The following is a 19402-nucleotide window of genomic DNA, read 5'->3' as shown; positions in this document are numbered from 1 at the left end:
TCGGCAGCAACAAACTTAGTGGTGCAGCGAATCTGCCGGTGTGGTTGCCGTTTCTGCGGCGACCGGCGCTTTGTTAAACCGTTTGGCGTACAGGGCGGTGATAATGGGTACCAGAATCGCCGTGACAATGACGCTGGCGGCAACCAGCGCGGTAGCGGAGGCGGCAACCGGTTCAAATGCCGGGTTAATCTGGGCGATGATCACCGGGTTTGCTACCGCAGCACCAGCTGCAGAAGATGCCGCAACGCCCGCCGTACCGTTTCCGCCACCAATCACGCGGTCAGCAATAATCAGCGGGATACCGGTAATCACGATGACCGCAACGCCCAGCAGGATACCCAGTAGACCGGTGTCAACAATGACGCTCAGGTTAATGGTATTCCCCAGTGCGAAACCGAAGAATGGAATCAGTACCGGCGTCGCTTTGCTAAAGAAAGAACGCAGGTCGTGATCCAGATTACCCAGCGTAAAGCCAATCAGGAACGGTAATACGGCACCGACAAAATGATGTGGCTCAAAAGAGGCGAGGCCCGCAGAACCCAGAATAACCATGGTCATCAGCGGACCGGATTCCAGAGACATCAGCACAAATGCGCCGGACTCTTCTTTGGTGCCGTACTGGTTCATCAGGCTGGCGTACAATCCCCCGTTGGTCATGTCCATTGCAGAGACAATAGCCAGTACGGAAAGACCCGCAAAGAACCCGGTTTGAATACCGGTATCAGGAATGAATGACGCGGCAATCATTGCCACTGCCCAGGCCACGGCTATTTTGGTTAATACCAGCGTACCAGACTTGCGTAATACCGTTCCGGTCGCTCGTAAATCAATAGAAGCACCGATACAAAAGAACCACACTGCCAGAATGGGAACGGTGCCACTAATCATCCCTTTGGTAAATGAACCGAAATATGCACCGGTATCGGGAGCTAACGTATTTAACACTGCACCTAATAACAGAGGAATCAACATCATTCCGCCGGGGATGCGTTCAATCGTGGCTTTAATTTTCATAAACGTCCTCATGTCTTGTCGCAGGTATTACACGCGAAAGAAGGCAAAAGTTAATAAATTCAAATAGTTACTTGTGTTTCTTCATAAGAAAAACAGCTATCTCTTTGTTTTATAAAATCTAACGCGGCATACGTTGAGCGTGTTGCTGCTCCCAGGGATATTGCGTCTGGAATTAGTGTGCATTCATGGGAACGATGATTCAATCAAAATAAAACGATGTTTTAGTTATCTTCATCACATATTCCGAGCAAAAATTCTTAAGCGCTCCGATTATTAAAAAAGCTGTGATCTTTTTGTGAAAGGATTAGGTGATTTTTTTGCTAGCAGAATAATAGTGACCGCTGTGATTGTTGGTGCAATAAAGCGATTTCTTCTTGTATTTAATTGCCAATAAATCTCAAGCATGACATGTAAGAAAGTTGACCGAGAATGACCTTATTTACGCAGGTTGACGAAATGAAAAACTATGTGTGAAGTTGATCACAAATTTAAACACTGTTAGGGTAAAGAGGTCATTAACCGCCCAATCAGGCGTCAACAGGTTCGGTTGTACTGCTCATTGCAAGTCAGTGTAAGTAAACCTGCTACGCTTGTTACAGGGATTGCGCCTGTGCATTCCCCGCTCGGCGATGACCTTAGCGCATGCTGCGTTGGGAGAGTCTCCGTGCGCGACAGGGCTAAGTCTATGAGGACTGGTATGCTAAAAAGGAAAAAAGTAAAACCTATTACGCTTCGCGACGTCACCATCATTGATGACGGTAAACTGCGAAAAGCCATTACCGCAGCATCGCTGGGTAATGCGATGGAATGGTTCGATTTTGGTGTTTATGGATTTGTTGCTTACGCATTAGGTAAAGTGTTCTTCCCGGGGGCTGACCCCAGCGTGCAGATGGTTGCTGCACTCGCCACCTTCTCCGTTCCCTTTCTGATTCGACCGCTTGGCGGTTTGTTCTTCGGTATGCTCGGCGATAAATACGGTCGCCAGAAGATCCTCGCGATCACCATTGTAATTATGTCGATAAGCACCTTCTGTATCGGGCTTATCCCATCGTATGCCTCGATTGGTATCTGGGCGCCGATTCTGCTGCTGCTGTGTAAGATGGCGCAGGGGTTCTCAGTGGGCGGGGAATACACCGGTGCCTCAATATTCGTCGCGGAATACTCTCCGGACCGTAAACGCGGATTTATGGGGAGCTGGCTGGACTTCGGATCGATCGCCGGGTTTGTGCTGGGGGCGGGCGTCGTAGTGTTGATCTCGACCGTCGTGGGTGAGGAAAACTTCCTTGAGTGGGGCTGGCGTATTCCGTTCTTCATCGCGCTGCCGTTAGGGTTGATTGGTCTGTATCTGCGTCACGCGCTGGAAGAAACCCCGGCGTTTCAGCAACACGTCGATAAGCTGGAGCAGGGCGACCGTCAGGGTCTGCAGGAAGGGCCGAAGGTTTCGTTTAAAGAAATTGCGACCAAGCACTGGCGTAGCCTGCTGGCGTGTACCGGTCTGGTGATTGCCACCAACGTGACCTACTACATGTTGCTCACGTACATGCCAAGCTACCTGTCGCATAACCTGCATTACTCTGAAGATCATGGCGTGCTGATTATTATCGCCATCATGATTGGTATGCTGTTTGTGCAACCGGTAATGGGACTGCTCAGTGACCGTTTCGGGCGTCGTCCGTTTGTGATCATGGGCAGTATTGCGCTGTTTGTGCTGGCGATCCCGGCCTTCATCCTGATTAACAGTAATGTCATCGGCCTGATTTTTGCCGGTTTGCTGATGCTGGCGGTGATCCTCAACTGCTTTACCGGGGTGATGGCGTCAACGTTACCGGCGATGTTCCCGACGCACATTCGTTACAGTGCGCTGGCTGCGGCGTTTAATATTTCGGTATTGATTGCCGGTCTGACACCGACGCTGGCCGCCTGGCTGGTGGAAAGTTCGCAGAATCTGATGATGCCGGCCTACTATCTGATGGTGGTTGCGGTGGTGGGGTTAATTACCGGCGTGACTATGAAAGAGACGGCCAATCAGCCGCTGAAAGGCGCGACGCCTGCCGCTTCGGATATTCAGGAAGCGAAAGAAATCCTCGGGGAGCACTACGATAATATCGAGCAGAAGATTGAAGATATCGATCAGGAAATTGCGGATTTACAGGTTAAGCGTACGCGCCTGGTTCAGCAGCATCCGCGTATTGATGAGTAATCTTTTCCTGCAAGTTGTGCCTTAAGGTTGGCTTAATCTCTGGCAGATAAACTCTCCTCCATATTGTTGGAGGAGAGTGTCATGAAAACCCGTATCTATGAAAGTTTAACCGCCGTATGTAGCCTGCTGATCGTCAGCAGTTTTTTATACGTGTGGGTGAGCTCTTACTGATCTTTCTCCAGCACGATCCAGGCGCGAGTGCCGGTGGCTTCTGGGCGATTTTGTAAAAAGAACTGCCCGCGATGGAGTTGGGTGATGCGGCTGACAATGCTCAGTCCCAGCCCAATACCGCCGAAACGGCTGTCCATGCGCACAAATGCTTTGCTTAACTCCCCGCATTTACTTTCATCAATGCCCGGCCCTTCGTCCTCGACGACCATCTGCGCATGCTTATCAGTATTCAGGCTAATCGTAATATTACTGCCTTCCGGGCTGTAACGATGCGCGTTTTCTACCAGGTTTCGCAGCAGCATCCGCAACAGGGTGGCGTCGCCGCGCACCACGACATCGGCAGCGCTCTCGGGCAATAGAAGCGTTTGTTGCCGCTGATCCAGCATGGTGCTGAGTTCATCGTATGAAGGCAGTATGACGTCTTCCAGCAGTTTGACATGCTGATAATTCCCCGCCGAAAACGACTGGCCCACGCGGGCAAGCTGCAGCAGCTGTGACACGCTGTCCATCATTTGGTCCAGGCGAGCAATTAACGGCGAAACATCAACGTTGTGGGTTTTTGATAACAATTCCAGGTGCAAGCGAACGCCAGATAACGGCGTGCGCAGCTCGTGGGCGACGTCGGCAGTAAACAGACGCTCGTTGTCGATGGTGTTGGTCAGGCGCGTTACCAACTCGTTGAGCGCCGAGACGACCGCCTGTATCTCAACGGTATTACTGCGAATCTCGATGGGGGTCAGGTTATCGGCCGTGCGTGCCTCTAACTCTTTTTGCAGGTTGGCAAGGGGGCGAGTGATCCGCCGTACCGCCTGATAGCAAATCATCAGCGTCAGGCTGACCATAAAGATACCGGGGACGATCAGGCTGGCGATGGCCTCGCGGATCTCATGCATGATGTGGCGATCGTTGTTACGGTTTTCGCGTAACGCCTGTTCGAACAGTTGTATTTGTTCGGTGCTTTCATGCCACAGCCAGAAGGTGCTAATCAACTGGAAGACCACCAGAACCAGGCCGATCGTCAGCATTAAACGATGGCGCAGAGGCAACGGCTGTTTTAAAAAACGCATCAGCTTCACTTAGCTTTCCTCAGTGGCAACCAGCATGTAGCCAAATCCCCTGACTGTGCGGATGCGTGCTTTACCGACTTTGTCGCGCAGGTTGTGGATGTGAACTTCCAGCGTATTGGTCGACGGTTCGTTGTCCCAGCTGTAGATATCGTTATACAGGATTTCCCGGTGTACCGGGCTGCCTGCTTTGAGCATCAAGCGCGACAGCAGCGCGTACTCTTTCGGCGTTAAGATAACCTCTTGTCCGTCCATCCATACCTGGCGACGGCCAATATTCAACGTCAGGTTACCGACAATCAACTCGCTTTCGCCCTGATTGTTATGGCGACGCAGCAGCGCCCGAATACGGGCATGCAGCTCTTCCAGCGCGAACGGTTTGACCAGGTAGTCATCGGCACCAATGTCCAGCCCGGCGATACGATCTTTGAGCGTGTCGCGAGCGGTGAGGATCAGCACCGGCAGGGTATATTTTTTCTGCCTGATGCGGTTTAGTAAGTGCAAACCGTCTTCATCAGGTAAGCCGAGATCCAGCACCACCAGACTATAGTGCCCGCTCTCCAGACACTGCTCTGCGGCACGGGCGGTTGACACGCCGTCGCAGGCATAGCCTTCCGTTTGTGCGGCAAGGATCAGTCCCTGCAATAACAACGTATCGTCTTCAACAATCAGAATTTTCATTCAGTTAGCCTCCCCGGCACGGTTGCAGAATATCATCTGCGGCCTGGTAATTCCTGGTCTGTACGCCTGTTAATCCCAGCAGGGTTGAGAATAAATTATCCTGTGAGAAATCTTCTGCGCTTGCCCGTTTTTGCAAACATGTTTGCGAGATCTGGTAGCGCTGTTGGTAATCCTCTGACAGCCACAGCAGCATTGGCACATGTTTTTGCGTGTCTGGCGCAATTGAATACGGCAAGCCGTGCAAATAGACGCCATTTTCCCCTAACGATTCACCGTGATCGGAAAGGTAAACCAGGCTGGTGGTGAAATTATCCTGATGCGCTTTCAGCACATTGATTGCTTTATCAACAATATAGTCAACGTACAGGATGGTGTTGTCATAGGTATTCACCAACTGCTGCTGTGAGCAGGTCTGAATTTCGTTGGTGTCGCAGGTGGGGGTGAATTTCTTAAACTGCGGTGGATAGCGGTTGTAATAGGTCGGGCCGTGGCTGCCGATAGTGTGTAGAACAATCACGCCGTCGCCCTTAAGGTTATTGATGTACTCTTCCAGCCCGTGGAACAGGACCTCGTCGTAGCATTCGCCGTCAATACACTGCCCCGGTAGGTTCAGCTCGGTCATATTCTGGTGCGGTACGCGGTCACATGCCCCTTTACAGCCACCGTCGTTATCATTCCACAACACGTTAATTCCCGCCCGTTGAATGATGTCGAGTACGCCTTCCTGGTGGTGTGCCAGCTCCTCATCATAGTGCGCGCGCGGCATGTCGGAGAACATGCAGGGCACGGACACTGCCGTCGCCGTCCCACAGGACGTAGTTCGCGGGAAATAGACCACGTTATCTTTTTGCAGCAATGGGTTGGTCTGGCGCGAATAGCCTGACAGCGAGAAGTTGTCACCGCGCGAGGTTTCGCCGAGCACCACAATCGTGAGGTTTTTACGTTTTTCTTTCAGCATCAGCGGATTGCGATGGGCATCTTCGCCGATGCGTACCAGTGGCAAATTGGCCAGACGTTGGTGGGAATACCAGGATGAGGTGGCCACGATGCTGTTGGACGGGCTGAGGGATTTAACCAGCTCTTTGTTGTTGCGAAACAGTGAGGCGTAATCTTTGTAGAAGAAGGCGGCGACCAGCACGATCAGCAGCACCGAGACGAGGATATTTACGCCCCGATACAGCACGCTGCGCAGCACCGGAGTGATAGGTTTGATTCTTATCCAGCAGGCGATTACTGCTGCCAGAATGCCGCTCAAGCCGAGCGTTAAGATCATCTGCGGCGTCAGCAAGGCGAAGGTTTCAGCGGGCGTGGTATCCATCATATTGGCGATCATCGAGCGGTCGATGATGATGCCGTAGGTCATAATGAAGTACTGGGCGGATGCGCCCACCAGAATGAAAATACAGGCCAGCGGGCGGTTAAGCCACAGGAACGAGGCCAGCGTCAGCACAATATTCATGACGCTGAACGCCACGACCGGCATGGATAAAAACACCAGCACATTGCGCAGAGAATCCAGCGGCAAGTCTTGCAGTACCTGCTTGTAGAACGCAATGTTCAGGAAGGTGGCAAGATAAAAAGAGATCAGCAGAAGCCAGCTGATATGTCCGAGAGTCGGTCTTTTGAACAGGTGCTTTAACATTAAGAGGAAATTCCATCGACTAAGTGGCGCAGATCCTCGCAAAGTAAAGTTAAGCCAACCTTAAGAACTTAACATTGGCTTTAGGCCGGGCGGCGGCTACGCCTTACCCGACCTATATTCACCACTGTCGCTTACATTAGTTATTGTTAACCGGAGCATCCAATGGATAGGGGTTTTTATGGATACGGTTGTAATTGAGGGCATACAGCGCGGTGATGACCATCATCATTACGAATGACCACATCACTTCTTTGGCTCCAGAGCCGACCACTGCCCATATGCAGTAAACAAATGCTACGAAAGTCACCAGTAAATACAGCGGACGCGCTTTACCAAAGTGACCATGGCCCAGCAGCAGCAGGGCGGCACAGGTATACAGATAAGGCACCAGCGTGAAGATGACCGAGACAGAAGAAACCAGACCGAACTCTTTCGCGGCGTTTGGCGACATGCTGCTGAACTGGAAGATGGTCATCAGGATCCCGACGATAATTAACCCGGCAACCGGCGTACCGGCTTTGTTGACGCGGGCGAAAATTGGCGGGAACAGGCCGTCATCAGCCGCCGCTTTTGCGGTTTGCCCGGCAAGCAGCGTCCAGCCGCCCAAAGAACCAAGACACCCGGCAGCTGCGCAGAAGGAGACAATCGCCCCAGCGGTATCACCCAGCGCCATCCGTGCCGCATCGCCGAACGGAGAAGCCGAAACGCGTAGCGCAGCGTTAGGGATCATGCCCATAATCGCCGTGGTGGAAAGCACATAGCAGACGGCGGCAATCAGCACCCCACCAATGGTGGCGATAGGAACGTTACGTTTAGGGTTTTTGACCACACCTGCCGCCACAGAGGCACTTTCTACACCGATGAATGACCACAGCGTCACGTTTAAGGTGCTCTGAATCGCACCGAAGGTGTTCATACCACTGACATTCCAGGCCGCCATATAGGTTTCGCCCCGGAACCAGAACCAGCCGAAAACGGCAATCCCGACAATCGGTACCAGCGCCAGTACCGTCGCGACGGCCTGTACGCGGGTGATCATTTTCGGGCCGACAATATTCAGCAGCACGAAGAGCCACAGTACGGCGACGCAGGTCAGCGTCAGGACTAGCGGATCTTTTAAGATGGGGAAGAAGTAGCTCAGGTAACCCACGCCAATAACCACCATCGCGATGTTACCGATCCAGCAGGCCAGCCAGTACAGGACGTTGGTTTGGTAACCTAAGAAGGGGCCGAAGCAGCGGCGGGCATAAGCATAAGAACCACCGGGACTGGAGTCTAAGGACGACATTTTGGCGTAAACCATCGACAGTGCCAGCGCACCGATAATCGTGACCAACCATCCGTAGATTGCAATCCCGCCAGTTGACGCCAGGTTGGCGGGTAGCAGGAATACACCGGAACCCATAATATTCCCCGACACCATAAGGGTGACGGGGATTAAGCCCACTTTGTGAGCATCAGCATCCGAAGACATAAAATAACTCCTGAAAGGAATGACAAATCAGGCTGTATCATACCCCTGCAGAATGCTAATGAATTGAGGTCAGCGTGGCTTATCCCCAATGCTGATATTATTATGGCTTATCGCTAAATGACTAAAAGTCAGGCAACCGATTGTTCCCGATGTTGGCTGACATAATGCAGGGGCGTCATGCCATAGAACTCTTTGAATACGGAGATAAAGTATGAGGTGCTGTTATATCCGCATAATTGAGATACCTGTGAAATATTTTTTCCGTCCATCATTAATTGATTAACGGCATAGCGCATGCGACAGGTAGTTATTATATGGCTGTAACTTGTATTTTCATTTTTGAGCTTTTTCTTTAACAAACTGGGGCTCAGGCATAAACAACTGGCGACCATGCTTAGATTCCAGTCTTTATGAATATCGCTCTCAATGATGTGGTAAACGCTGTCGCTAATACGATTTCGTAACATATGCATCAGCAGCGGGATAAACTTTTTACTGTCGAGAAAACGTGATAATACCGTGAACAACAAAGATCGTGTCCGTTCGCTTTCACTTTCATCTCGAGCCTCCATCACGCTGTGTTGAGCCGCGACCCGAAAAACGTCCGGTGTCAGGCAGTCGGCGATCAGCACGGGGTTGGCGCTACGTTGCCAGAGAGGGATTTGTGAGAGATCTTTATTTAAAAAACGCAGGTAATCTTTAATGATATCGCGACTGATGTGGACGACCAGCGCATTATTGAGTGAAGATAAATCGATAATATTATTTTCACAAGCCAACAGTGCCATCTGGTTAGCTTTTAAACTGATGGCTTCTTTACCGTTAATCCTTAACCAAACATCTTTCTCCGTAAATACAACAACACAAGCTTCTTCGCTGCAAACTCTCATACCCGAACTCCTGGAATATGAACAGAAAATACCGTAACTCGCCGTAAGGTGAGCCATATCGGTCAAAATAAAATTGTATGATGAATCAAGGTCTGCAATAAAATAGCGTGTCTGGGATATATTACAATATTTGATGGGATTTTTCTTATGTACAAAATTGTTTACGCTAGTGGAAACGGTTTTTTTCTGTGCATAAAAAAGCGCGGGGTGGTCCCGCGCAAAAGGGTATGACAGTGTTATTGTTTTGCAGCAATACTCAGGAATTACTCAAACATCACATATCAACCTTATAAAGCAGACTATCTAAAAAGAGACATTATGCTTTCACGCACATGACGTGATACACGCCGTCAATAATTTCCGTTCCTTCGGTTTCATGTTCAAATCCAGGGAAGTGATGATCCCAGGATTGCAACGAACGCAGGTACCCGATTTGTGGGCTGTTGGCATCGCCAAAGTTTTCCCCGGACAGCAGCATTGGAATTCCCGGCGGGTAAGGGATCACTGAGTTTGCCGCAATACGTCCCGCCAGATTTTCAATGGCCACCATTTCAACGTTGTCGCTCACAATCGCGTTATAGGCGTCACGCGGTGTAATATCAGCGGCAGGCAGACCGGAGTAAGCCGCGTTGAGTCGTGCCCCAGGGTTGTTTTCTTTCAACCAGGCAAACATGGTGTCGCCCAGATCGTGAATGCCCATGTTAGCGTAAGTGTCAGGATGTTCTTCTACCAGTTCTGGCATCACCTGCGACAGCGGAGTGTTCGCGTCATAGTGATGTTTGAAGGAGCACAGGGTGTTGATCAGTGTGCCCCATTTCCCACGGGTTACGCCCATTGAGAACAGGAACATAATCTGAAAGTCGGTGGTGCGGGTGGGGACAATACCGTGACGTCCCAGCCAGGCAGTAACCAGTGCAGCAGGTACGCCGTTGTCTTCTAGTTCACCATCGTCGCCCATGCCTGGAGCCAGAATGCTGACTTTAATTGGATCCAGCATGCTCCAGTTATCCGGCAGGTCTTTAAAGCCGTGCCAGGATTCACCCGGACGCATCACCCAGCAGTTTTGATCGGTTGCCAGCAGTTTTGCTGGAGCGTCGGCAAAGCCCCAGGTTTTACCGGTCTGTGGATCGGTGACGACTTCTTTGTTCCACGGTTTGAAGAACCATTCGCCATCAGCGGTAAATTCGTTATACAAGCGAGCCATCGCCTGGCGGAAATCAACCGCTTCGTCGATCACTTCCTGAGTGAGTGACAGGCCGCTGTTACCGTCCATCATTGATACTGCCACGTCGTTTGATGCGCAGATGGCATACAGCGGCGAGGTGGTGGCGTGCATCATATACGCCTGGTTAAAGCGGGAGAAGTTCACCGCACCACGGCCTTCACGGACGTGAATGTAAGATGCCTGAGAGAGCGCATTCAGCAGTTTGTGGGTTGAGTGAGTCGCAAAAACGGTAGGACCGTTGTGATCGCCTGGTTTGCCACGCATGGCGTAGTGATCGGTATAAATCGGGTTGAAGCGTGCATAGCCGTACCAGGCTTCATCGAAGTGAATACGATCGCTGGTTTGTGCCAACAGATCCTGCGCTTCTTTTGCGTTATAACAAACGCCGTCGTAGGTACAATTAGTCACTACGCTGTATGACGGTTTCTGTCCGATTTTGCCTTTGGTCAGCGGGCTTTCGCTGATTTTTTTCTGCAACGTTTCTGGCTGCATTTCTTGCGGGTAGATTGGCCCGATAATGCCGTAACGGTTACGGCTTGGCACCATATACACCGGTTTCGCACCGGTCAGGATCAGCCCCTGTTCAATGGATTTATGGCAGTTACGGTCCAGTACTACCACGTCGTTGTCGGTCATGCAGGCCTGCATGATGGTACGGTTGGAACCGGAAGTCCCGACCACAACGGACCAGGAGCGGTCAGCGCCGAACACGCGGGCGGCATTTTTTTCGCTCTCGCCAAAAGCGCCAGTATGGTCGAGTAAAGAACCGAGATTGGTGCGTTCAATCCCCATGTCAGTACGGAACAGGTTTTCACCGTAGTAGTCATGGTACAGGCGACCGGCAGGTGTTTTGGTGAAGCCGACACCGCCCTGATGACCAGGAGCGGCCCAGGAATACTCATGGACATTGCTGTATTTCATCAGAGCGTTGAACAGCGGCGGTAACAACTGCTGACGGTAGCGGGTCATCGCCGCAACGGCGCGGCCAGCGATAAAGTCAGCGCTGTCTTCGAGAATCCAGGCGAATTCATCGACAAGCTCCAGCAGGTCGCGATCCAGAGACGCGGTGGCCTTTTCCCGATCGCCCAGCAGGAAAACCGGTACGTTTTGCTGGCGTTCGTGGAGCTTACCGATCAATTGCCTGACATTCAGGTGTTCATCTTGTTGTTCCATTTGATAGCTGAACATCAGGCAATCAATGGCTTCATTTGCCGCGAGGATGGCGTAACCATCGTCGAATGAGGTGGACTTAATGACGGTAACATTTTGCTGACTTAAGGCATCAGCCAGACGTTCGACAGCGCTACCGACCCAGGTGTCCTGATGCAGAAACTCACTTTCAACAATTAATACTTTCATCATCTTTTTCCTGTAGTGGAGGATGTGTGACGAGGGCAAGTATTTACCTGATAAGTAAGGGAGTAAAGCGGTCAATAAACAGACTATTTTGTGTTTTTATTTTTTATAATCAATATATTAGATAATATATTGTGCCGTTTCTGCCTGCTGTTTATCGACAGGGGGATTATTTTTTTGGCTGATAGTGATATTGCCGAATGGAATGTGCTGCAGGCCGGATGGGCGTGAGCGGCATCCGGCCTCGTGTTCGCTCAGTTTGTCTTCATTAACCCATAATGTCTTAGCTGCCGACAATGAACTCGCGCCAGCAGTATTACCGTGGTTAATGCGCCGAGTAGGGCGCAGAACATATCTGACTGGGTATCCCACGGGTCGCCCTGTGTGCCAAGGAAATCATCTGCACCCTGACCCATCGCCAGCGCCGCCCACCACTCAATCAGTTCATAGGTAGCGCTGATCGCCAGCGCGACACAGCAGACTAAAAATGCCAGCATCTTACGTCCACGGACAATATTACCGCGCACTAAAATCTCTCTGGCCGTCAGGGCAGGCACCAGCCCCTGGAAGAAGTGGCCCAGTTTGTCATAGGGGTTGCGGCTCAGATTCAGCCATTCCTGAACGTCAAAGCCAATCGGTACCTTAGCGTAGGTATACATACCGCCTACCATCAAAATGATGGCATGCAAGAAAATTAGCGTGTAGAGCAACGGTGTCAAAGGATAGCGCCTGGCCGTGGTAAGAAGCAGCGGCACGACAATAATGACCGGTGTGACTTCCATCAGCCAGGTGATTTTTTCTGTAGCGCAGAAGCCGGTATAAGCAAGGATTAGCGCCAGCACCAGTGTGCCAGCGTTCAGTATCGAAGCATTCAGTGTACGGATCATGGTGATCTTGTGAGTAGTCGAAAAGGCTACTATTTACCGGGCGTGTTAAAAATTCAATACCCGTTATTGAGGGGGAAAGAGTGGCCCGGGGGGATCACCGGGCTGTCCTCAAAGGTTGGATGTCCAACTATTGGGAACAGTCCGGTGCCGGGCCAGATACGTTACTTCGCGCAGTTAGCGCATTGCTTGCTGACAATTTGCTGGAAGAAATCGTTGCCTTTGTCATCGACCAGGATGAAAGCCGGGAAATCTTCAACTTCGATTTTCCAGATGGCTTCCATACCCAATTCCGGGTACTCCACGCATTCCAGATGCTTAATGCTCTGCTGCGCCAGTACCGCTGCCGGACCGCCGATGCTGCCTAAGTAGAACCCGCCGTGTTTGTGGCAGGCGTCGGTCACCTGCTGGCTGCGGTTCCCTTTCGCCAGCATGATCATGCTGCCGCCGTGGGATTGCAGCAGATCAACATAGGAATCCATACGACCCGCGGTGGTTGGCCCTAAAGAGCCGGACGGATAACCTGCTGGCGTTTTGGCCGGACCCGCGTAGTAGATGGGGTGATCTTTTACGTACTGTGGCAGGCCTTCGCCGGACTCAATGCGCTCTTTCAGCTTCGCGTGAGCAATATCGCGACCAACAATAATGGTGCCGCTTAGCGACAGGCGGGTAGACACCGGATACTGAGAAAGCTGGGCGAGGATCTCTTTCATCGGACGGTTGAGATCAACCTTAACGGCTTCACCTTCGCCCGCCTGGCGCAGAGATTCTGGAATGTACTGGGCGGGGTTATGCTCCAGTTTTTCAATCCAGACGCCGTCACGGTTAATCTTGGCCTTGATGTTACGGTCAGCAGAGCAGGAGACGCCCATGCCTACCGGGCAGGACGCACCATGGCGAGGCAGACGGATCACGCGAATATCGTGCGCGAAGTATTTGCCGCCAAACTGGGCGCCGAGACCAAGCTTCTGCGCTTCGATCAGTAGTTCCTGTTCCAGTTGGATGTCGCGGAATGCCTGACCATGGGCATTACCTTCGGTCGGCAGCGCGTCGTAGTAGTGCGTGCTGGCCAGTTTCACCGTTTTGAGGGTACTTTCCGCTGAGGTGCCGCCAATGACAAACGCGATGTGGTAAGGCGGGCAGGCCGCAGTACCCAGCGTGCGCATCTTATCAACCAGATAATTTTTCAGCTTGCCGGGGGTCAGCAGCGCTTTGGTTTCCTGATACAGGTAAGTTTTGTTGGCAGAGCCGCCGCCTTTGGCCACGCACAGGAATTTGTATTCATCGCCATCAACGCTATACAGGTCGATTTGCGCGGGCAGGTTAGTACCGGTATTCACCTCTTTGTACATATCCAGTGCGGCGTTTTGTGAGTAGCGCAGGTTGTCTTCAATGTAGGTATTAAACACGCCTTTGGAGAGCGCAGCTTCGTCGTCGCCGCCGGTCCAGACGCGCTGACCTTTTTTACCCATGATAATGGCCGTGCCGGTATCCTGGCAGGTCGGCAGTACGCCTTTGGCGGCGATTTCAGAATTTCTCAGGAATTGCAGCGCCACGTACTTATCGTTTTCGCTGGCTTCAGGATCGTGGAGAATGGAGGCGACCTGCTGCTGGTGTTCCGGGCGGAGCATGAAGGAGGCATCGTGGAAGGCTTGCTGGGCCAGGAGCGTCAGTGCTTCTGGTGCTACCTTCAGGATTGTCTCGCCTTCAAACTCGCCGACGCTGACGTGATCGGATGTCAGCAGATAGTACTCAGTCTTGTCTTCCCCCAGCGGGAAAGGCGCCTGGTAAGTGAATTCAACTTTTGACATTTGCTTCCAGCCTTTTCTTTTTTATCAGAAACGTAAATTGTTCTGCATCTTTTTGAGTGGCGTGCCGTACAAAAGTGGACGGCACGCGAAGTGTAATTACAGGAAACCGTACATTGCAGCGAACACCCAGCCAAATACGCAGGATACGCTTACGCCGATCAAACCAGGCAGAATGAAGCTGTGGTTAATGACGAAGCGACCAATGCGTGTGGTGCCGGAACGGTCAAACTGAATCGCAGCCAGATCGCTCGGGTAGGTCGGCAGAATGTAGTAACCGTAGCATGCCGGAGCAGAGGCAACGATGTACGCTGGATCAACGCCGATAGCCAGCGCGACCGGCACGATAGCCGCCAGCGCCGCAGCCTGGGAGTTTACAAACTTGGAGACCAACAGCAGGACAACCGCATAGGCCCACGGATATTCTTTCACCATTTCGCCCAGTACGCCCTGAATTTCAGACATATGCGCGCCGAACATGGTTTCCGCCATCCAGGCAATACCGTACACCGCTACAATCGCGATCATACCCGAACGGAAGACTTCGTTTTTAGAGATAGATGCGGGGTTGGTTTTGGTCAGGATGATAATCAGTGCGCCGGTCAGCAGCATGAACATCTGGATAACCAGAACCATTGATAGCGGTTTGCCGCCAAATGAAGGACGCAGCTCAGATACTGCGCCGAGCACGGCAACAACAGCGATAGCGGCCAGGAAGATCCACATTGCCAGCCAGTTGCTCTTAGGCAGTTTCTTGTCTAACAGCGTGGCGGTGTCGCCATAGACATATTGGTGGTTTTCAGGAACGGAAATAAATTTCTGAAAATCTTCGTCTTTGTCCAGATCTTTACCACGGAACCAACTGAAGATACCGATCGCCAGAATACCCAGTAGGGTAGAAGGGATGGTGATAGCAAGCAGGTCGAGGAATTCGAGGTGTTTGCCTTCAAACGTCACGTTGCCCAGCATCGCGACCAGTGATACCACGGCCACGGAGACTGGGCTGGCAATGATCCCCATCTGCGCGCCGATAGAACTTGCTGCCATCGGACGTTCCGGGCGGATATTGTTCTTAATCGCAACGTCATAGATGATAGGCAGAATGGTGTACACCACATGGCCTGTACCGCAAAGAATGGTCAGGGTGCAGGTGACAAATGGTGCCACGATGGAAACGTATTTTGGGTTACGACGCAGCAGCTTTTCAGCAATTTGCAGCATAACATCAAGACCACCGGAGGCCTGCAAGGTTGCAGAGGCTGCCACCACGGCAATAATGACCAGCATAACGTCTACAGGCGGTTTACCCGGCTGGAGATGGAAAACAAAAACCAGAATGACCAGACCGATACCGCCTAACAAACCCAGCGCGATACCGCCTTTTCTGGCACCATAAAACAAACATATTAATATTATGAGAAGTTGTATACTAAATAACATTTTATTTACCCTCGCGAAAAACCCAGTCAATTTTTGATAAATGGATCTGTGCCACATTCTTTTATGCTGGAATAAGCATCAGAAAGCGGTCAATATTCGGTATGCCCGTATTTGTGATTAATGTTCAAATGCCTGGCTAGAAAATTTTTAAACGTTATTGGAAATATTTAGCTTTTTTCTGTGGCTTTGTTCAGAGGAGAGAATCCTCAGGCGATGGGAAGCAGAGCTTGTTGTGAAGAGCATTGGCTGACGTTGTAATGTAGGCATGTTGTTCCGGTTATCCGGATACTTGTCGTCAGCTTTACGTTTTCTACTATTACGTGAATCACCGTCAGAATGGGTGAGTGCATTATTTATGTGATCACGTTCACGCCAGTTCATGGTGCTATGAGGTTGGCGAACGGATACGTTTATTTGCTCACAAAAATGTACGGTGTCCATAGTACGTAGCATGTTCTCCATTGCTACCGATATAGATTTTTTATGTCTGGTTAATTTCAGACTAATCCTTTAGGAGTAAAAATACACATTCTGCGAGTTAGATAATACTTAATTAACTTTTGTTAGTGATTTTGAAATTAAAAACAGTGTGATGTTTGTCAATAATAAAATAGAGCATTAACATGTTGGATACAATTATATTTGATCTAACGCAAATTTAGTATTTTACTGAATCAGACAGCAATAAAGGGATTTTTCATTATTTTAATAATTGTTACTTTTATATAACGAATAATCCCCGTAATGCTTTTTATTGGCAGTATTGTTTTAGCAGCGAATAATGCTCAGCCTGAACACGGTAGCGATAAACCGGTCTGCCAGTCACGCCGTAATGGATGCTGGTAAACAAGATGTGACAATTAACTAACCAGATGAGGTACTTGCGGCAAGAGACGCGTGAGATATTGACCTCGTTCGCCAACTCATCGGTAGAGAACTCCTGATCCTGATGCTCATCAATCCACTGGCACAGGGTACGTAACGTTTGAGGCGTCAATCCTTTGGGTAAGCGCCGCGTTTCCTGTTCGCTGGAGGAACTGCCGTGAATCAGTTGATCAAGCTCCGACTGTTCATAGTACTGATGCTTTTCCATCTCCGTTTTTTTGTGCAGCCAGCCGGTAAGAGCTTCTTCAAAACGGGAAGCCTGGAACGGTTTTATCAGATAGTCAACCACTCCGTAGTGGAGTGAGTCTTTGATGGTGGTGGCGTCGGCGGCGGAAGAGATGACAATGACATCACACTTACAGCCTTCGCTGTGCAAAACGGGAAGAAGGTCCAGACCGTTTTCTTTCTGCATATAAATATCAAGTAAAATCAGGTCGATATGGTGCTCGCCATGAAAGAGTATCTCTTTGGCTTTTTCCAGCGTAGAGGCTGTCCCACAGCAATGAAAACCGGAGAGTTGCGCTACATATCGGCGATTTAGCTCCGCTACCATTGCGTCGTCATCGACAATTAAGACATTGATCATCTGCTGGCCCTCTCACCATTCCACGGTAACTGTACAAAAAATTGGGTGAAGATCCCAGGTTCAGATTCGACGGAAATATTGCCGCCAACACTTTCAACCTGCTGTTTAACAAGCGCTAAACCAACGCCCCGTTCGCTTCCTTTTGACGAGACGCCTTTCTCAAAGATGTGGTCAATGCGATCGGGAGCGATCCCCGGACCATCGTCATTAACTTCGCAATGCAACCAGCCGTGTCGATAATGTAAGGATACGCTGATCTCACCACCGACTTCTTGACCTAACGCTTCCAGGGCGTTTTCAATCAAATTCCCCAGAATGGTAATCAGTACGGTCACTTGGTCTTCATTGCTGTTTTCCGGCAATTGACTTTCATTGCTAATGACAAGGATATGACCTAAATCGGATGTGCGATTAATCTTACTGAGTAAAAATCCCGCGATAACCGGGGATTTTATTTTTCCCAGTAATGAGCCGATCTCTTCCTGATAGTTGTTGGCTGTTTTAATTATATAAGTTTCCAGCTGCTTATAACTTTTCAGGTGCAATAATCCCAGAATCACGTGTAACTTATTCATGAATTCGTGGGATCGTTCACGAAGTGCGTCAGCATAGTTGACCATGCCATCCAGTCGTTGCATCAGTTTACGGACTTCAGTCTTGTCTCTAAACGTGGAAATGGCACCGATGATTTTTCCGTTGCTGAGTACCGGTACGGTATTGATCAGCAGCAGCCTGTCTTTTACGGTGATCTCTTCATCGCGCCGTGGCGTTCCATCACGTAATACCTCAGACAAATCGACCACCTGCGACCACGCATGACTGAGCGTGGAGAGTTGCTCGTCGTCTTGTGATTTGTGGTAGTCAAGCAGTTCCTGTGCCGCCTGGTTTATCAGCGTGACTTCGCCACTGTCGTCGACGGCAATAACGCCTTCCTTTATAGAGTGCAACATTGCCTGGCGCTGTTCGAACAGGTTGGATATTTCGTAGGGCTCGAGGCCAAACAATATGCGCTTGAGAACTTTGACGAATATCCATGTACCGAGTAGCCCCACGAGTACGCCAAATAAGATGGACCAGATGATGCTGCCGCGACTGTTATTGATCTGCTCAGCAACTCTGCTTAGCTCAAGACCGATCGCCACGACGCCAATTTGGCGGTGATTCTCGTCGTAGATGGGGGTAAACACGCGCAGTGCTTTAGCCAGAAAGCCACGATTAATGGCTACGTTCTCTTTCCCTTGCAGCGCCAGCAAAATATCGTCACCTTTAAACGGCTGGCCGATTCGCTGCGCTTCGGGATGAGAATAACGGATACTTTGCATATTCGTGACGACGATGAACAAAAAGTCGTTGCTTTGATTCACCGCCTGAGCAATTGCCTGAATGCCACTTTCCTTGGGGGCTTTCTGCAAGCCCAGACGGATCTCCGGGGAGTTAGCCAGCGTTCGCGCCACTGCCAGGGCTTTGTCCGCTAATGCGTCGCGCGTCATATTGCTAATTTGTGAGAAGTAAATCAGATGAACGACCAGCAGCACGGAGAAGAGTACGGCACTGACCATGAGGATCACGGTAGTGCCGAGTTTCATCGGGCGTTTGCGTATAGCAGTACGTTGTAGAGCGTTTCTCATCACGGTCCTGGAATCACTGATTGTACGGGTATTATCGCCTGATGAAATGCGTAATTCAAAGGTGGTAGGGCGATTATGGAGCTACCGCTGTTTGCTCTGCTTATATATAGAGTAGAAAACGGGTGTGCGTTGATTCCTTCTATATAGGGGATTCGAGGCCGATTTACGTACCTCTTCTCGATGTGAGGTTGGAAATCTCGACGCCNGTCATTTAAGGGTTGCGGGCAGCGGGAAACTCCCTATAATGCGCCTCCATCGACACGGCGGATGTGAATCACTTCACACAAACAGCCGGTTCGGTTGAAGAGAAAAACCTGAAAATTAGGGGTTGACTCTGAAAGAGGAAAGCGTAATATACGCCACCTCGCGATAGAGCGCTAAAGCGCGTCGCAACTGCTCTTTAACAATTTATCAGACAATCTGTGTGGGCACTCGAAGATACGGATTCTTAACG

Annotated in this window: 14 protein-coding genes; 2 read left to right on the top strand and 12 right to left on the bottom strand. The window is 50.5% G+C overall.

Annotated features, from left to right (window positions below):
* Window positions 1-15: 15 nt before the first annotated feature.
* Window positions 16-1014 carry a 2-keto-3-deoxygluconate transporter gene (gene kdgT, locus JQ822_RS21285; RefSeq protein WP_135323474.1) on the bottom strand — a complete coding sequence of 333 codons (999 nt, stop codon included), beginning with the start codon at window positions 1012-1014 and terminating at the stop codon, window positions 16-18.
* Window positions 1015-1711: 697 nt separating this feature from the next.
* Here kdgT and proP point away from each other — a divergent pair.
* Together proP and pmrR are read left to right on the top strand one after the other, a co-directional pair.
* Complete coding sequence (gene proP, locus JQ822_RS21280; RefSeq protein ID WP_213135131.1) at window positions 1712-3214, top strand: glycine betaine/L-proline transporter ProP; 1503 nt, start codon at window positions 1712-1714, stop codon at window positions 3212-3214.
* Between the two features lie 81 nt (window positions 3215-3295).
* On the top strand, window positions 3296-3385 hold the full coding sequence (gene pmrR, locus JQ822_RS21275) for an LpxT activity modulator PmrR (protein ID WP_181212896.1): 90 nt from the start codon (window positions 3296-3298) through the stop codon (window positions 3383-3385).
* On the opposite strand, the gene pmrB is transcribed toward pmrR, so the two are convergent.
* From pmrB to JQ822_RS21220, 11 genes are all read right to left on the bottom strand, one after another.
* Window positions 3379-4461 carry a two-component system sensor histidine kinase PmrB gene (pmrB, locus tag JQ822_RS21270; protein ID WP_213135130.1) on the bottom strand — a complete coding sequence of 361 codons (1083 nt, stop codon included), beginning with the start codon at window positions 4459-4461 and terminating at the stop codon, window positions 3379-3381. The two genes, pmrR and pmrB, sit on opposite strands and share 7 nt — an antisense overlap.
* Window positions 4462-5130, bottom strand: coding sequence for a two-component system response regulator PmrA (gene pmrA, locus JQ822_RS21265; RefSeq protein WP_213135129.1), 669 nt, complete (start codon window positions 5128-5130; stop codon window positions 4462-4464).
* A gap of 4 nt (window positions 5131-5134) precedes the next feature.
* A complete protein-coding gene (gene eptA / locus JQ822_RS21260; protein ID WP_213135128.1) occupies window positions 5135-6772 on the bottom strand; it encodes a phosphoethanolamine transferase EptA in 1638 nt (545 codons plus the stop codon).
* A 136-nt stretch (window positions 6773-6908) separates the two neighbouring features.
* Complete coding sequence (gene adiC, locus JQ822_RS21255) at window positions 6909-8246, bottom strand: arginine/agmatine antiporter (protein ID WP_213135127.1); 1338 nt, start codon at window positions 8244-8246, stop codon at window positions 6909-6911.
* Between the two features lie 128 nt (window positions 8247-8374).
* The gene (locus tag JQ822_RS21250; protein ID WP_213135126.1) at window positions 8375-9136 is read right to left on the bottom strand and encodes an AraC family transcriptional regulator; all 762 of its coding nucleotides are present in this window, start codon (window positions 9134-9136) and stop codon (window positions 8375-8377) included.
* 316 nt (window positions 9137-9452) lie between these two features.
* On the bottom strand, window positions 9453-11720 hold the full coding sequence (gene adiA / locus JQ822_RS21245; RefSeq protein WP_213135213.1) for an arginine decarboxylase: 2268 nt from the start codon (window positions 11718-11720) through the stop codon (window positions 9453-9455).
* Between the two features lie 251 nt (window positions 11721-11971).
* Window positions 11972-12604: a DUF2238 domain-containing protein gene (locus JQ822_RS21240; RefSeq protein ID WP_213135125.1), complete on the bottom strand. Its 633-nt coding sequence runs from the start codon at window positions 12602-12604 to the stop codon at window positions 11972-11974.
* Window positions 12605-12765: 161 nt separating this feature from the next.
* The gene (gene fumA / locus JQ822_RS21235; RefSeq protein ID WP_213135124.1) at window positions 12766-14412 is read right to left on the bottom strand and encodes a class I fumarate hydratase FumA; all 1647 of its coding nucleotides are present in this window, start codon (window positions 14410-14412) and stop codon (window positions 12766-12768) included.
* A gap of 96 nt (window positions 14413-14508) precedes the next feature.
* Window positions 14509-15849, bottom strand: coding sequence for an anaerobic C4-dicarboxylate transporter DcuB (gene dcuB / locus JQ822_RS21230; protein ID WP_213135123.1), 1341 nt, complete (start codon window positions 15847-15849; stop codon window positions 14509-14511).
* Between the two features lie 751 nt (window positions 15850-16600).
* Window positions 16601-17320, bottom strand: a complete 720-nt coding sequence (dcuR, locus tag JQ822_RS21225) for a two-component system response regulator DcuR (protein ID WP_135323462.1) — start codon at window positions 17318-17320, stop codon at window positions 16601-16603.
* On the bottom strand, window positions 17317-18948 hold the full coding sequence (locus JQ822_RS21220; protein ID WP_213135122.1) for a sensor histidine kinase: 1632 nt from the start codon (window positions 18946-18948) through the stop codon (window positions 17317-17319). The genes dcuR and JQ822_RS21220 overlap by 4 nt, the downstream gene beginning before the upstream one ends.
* Window positions 18949-19402: the final 454 nt, after the last annotated feature.

The organism is Citrobacter sp. FP75, assembly GCF_018342065.1.
In the GTDB taxonomy this organism is placed as follows: Bacteria; Pseudomonadota; Gammaproteobacteria; order Enterobacterales; family Enterobacteriaceae; genus Citrobacter.
Note: the sequence above shows the minus strand (reverse complement) of the source record. Positions and strands in the feature narration are given on the sequence as shown.

What these genes read in the sequence shown, in the direction of transcription:
- kdgT (WP_135323474.1), bottom strand. Translation starts at nt 1,014, where the DNA reads ATGAAAATTAAAGCCACGATTGAACGCATCCCCGGCGGAATGATGTTG.
- proP (WP_213135131.1), top strand. Translation starts at nt 1,712, where the DNA reads ATGCTAAAAAGGAAAAAAGTAAAACCTATTACGCTTCGCGACGTCACC.
- pmrR (WP_181212896.1), top strand. Translation starts at nt 3,296, where the DNA reads ATGAAAACCCGTATCTATGAAAGTTTAACCGCCGTATGTAGCCTGCTG.
- pmrA (WP_213135129.1), bottom strand. Translation starts at nt 5,130, where the DNA reads ATGAAAATTCTGATTGTTGAAGACGATACGTTGTTATTGCAGGGACTG.
- eptA (WP_213135128.1), bottom strand. Translation starts at nt 6,772, where the DNA reads ATGTTAAAGCACCTGTTCAAAAGACCGACTCTCGGACATATCAGCTGG.
- adiC (WP_213135127.1), bottom strand. Translation starts at nt 8,246, where the DNA reads ATGTCTTCGGATGCTGATGCTCACAAAGTGGGCTTAATCCCCGTCACC.
- JQ822_RS21250 (WP_213135126.1), bottom strand. Translation starts at nt 9,136, where the DNA reads ATGAGAGTTTGCAGCGAAGAAGCTTGTGTTGTTGTATTTACGGAGAAA.
- adiA (WP_213135213.1), bottom strand. Translation starts at nt 11,720, where the DNA reads ATGAAAGTATTAATTGTTGAAAGTGAGTTTCTGCATCAGGACACCTGG.
- JQ822_RS21240 (WP_213135125.1), bottom strand. Translation starts at nt 12,604, where the DNA reads ATGATCCGTACACTGAATGCTTCGATACTGAACGCTGGCACACTGGTG.
- fumA (WP_213135124.1), bottom strand. Translation starts at nt 14,412, where the DNA reads ATGTCAAAAGTTGAATTCACTTACCAGGCGCCTTTCCCGCTGGGGGAA.
- dcuB (WP_213135123.1), bottom strand. Translation starts at nt 15,849, where the DNA reads ATGTTATTTAGTATACAACTTCTCATAATATTAATATGTTTGTTTTAT.
- dcuR (WP_135323462.1), bottom strand. Translation starts at nt 17,320, where the DNA reads ATGATCAATGTCTTAATTGTCGATGACGACGCAATGGTAGCGGAGCTA.
- JQ822_RS21220 (WP_213135122.1), bottom strand. Translation starts at nt 18,948, where the DNA reads ATGAGAAACGCTCTACAACGTACTGCTATACGCAAACGCCCGATGAAA.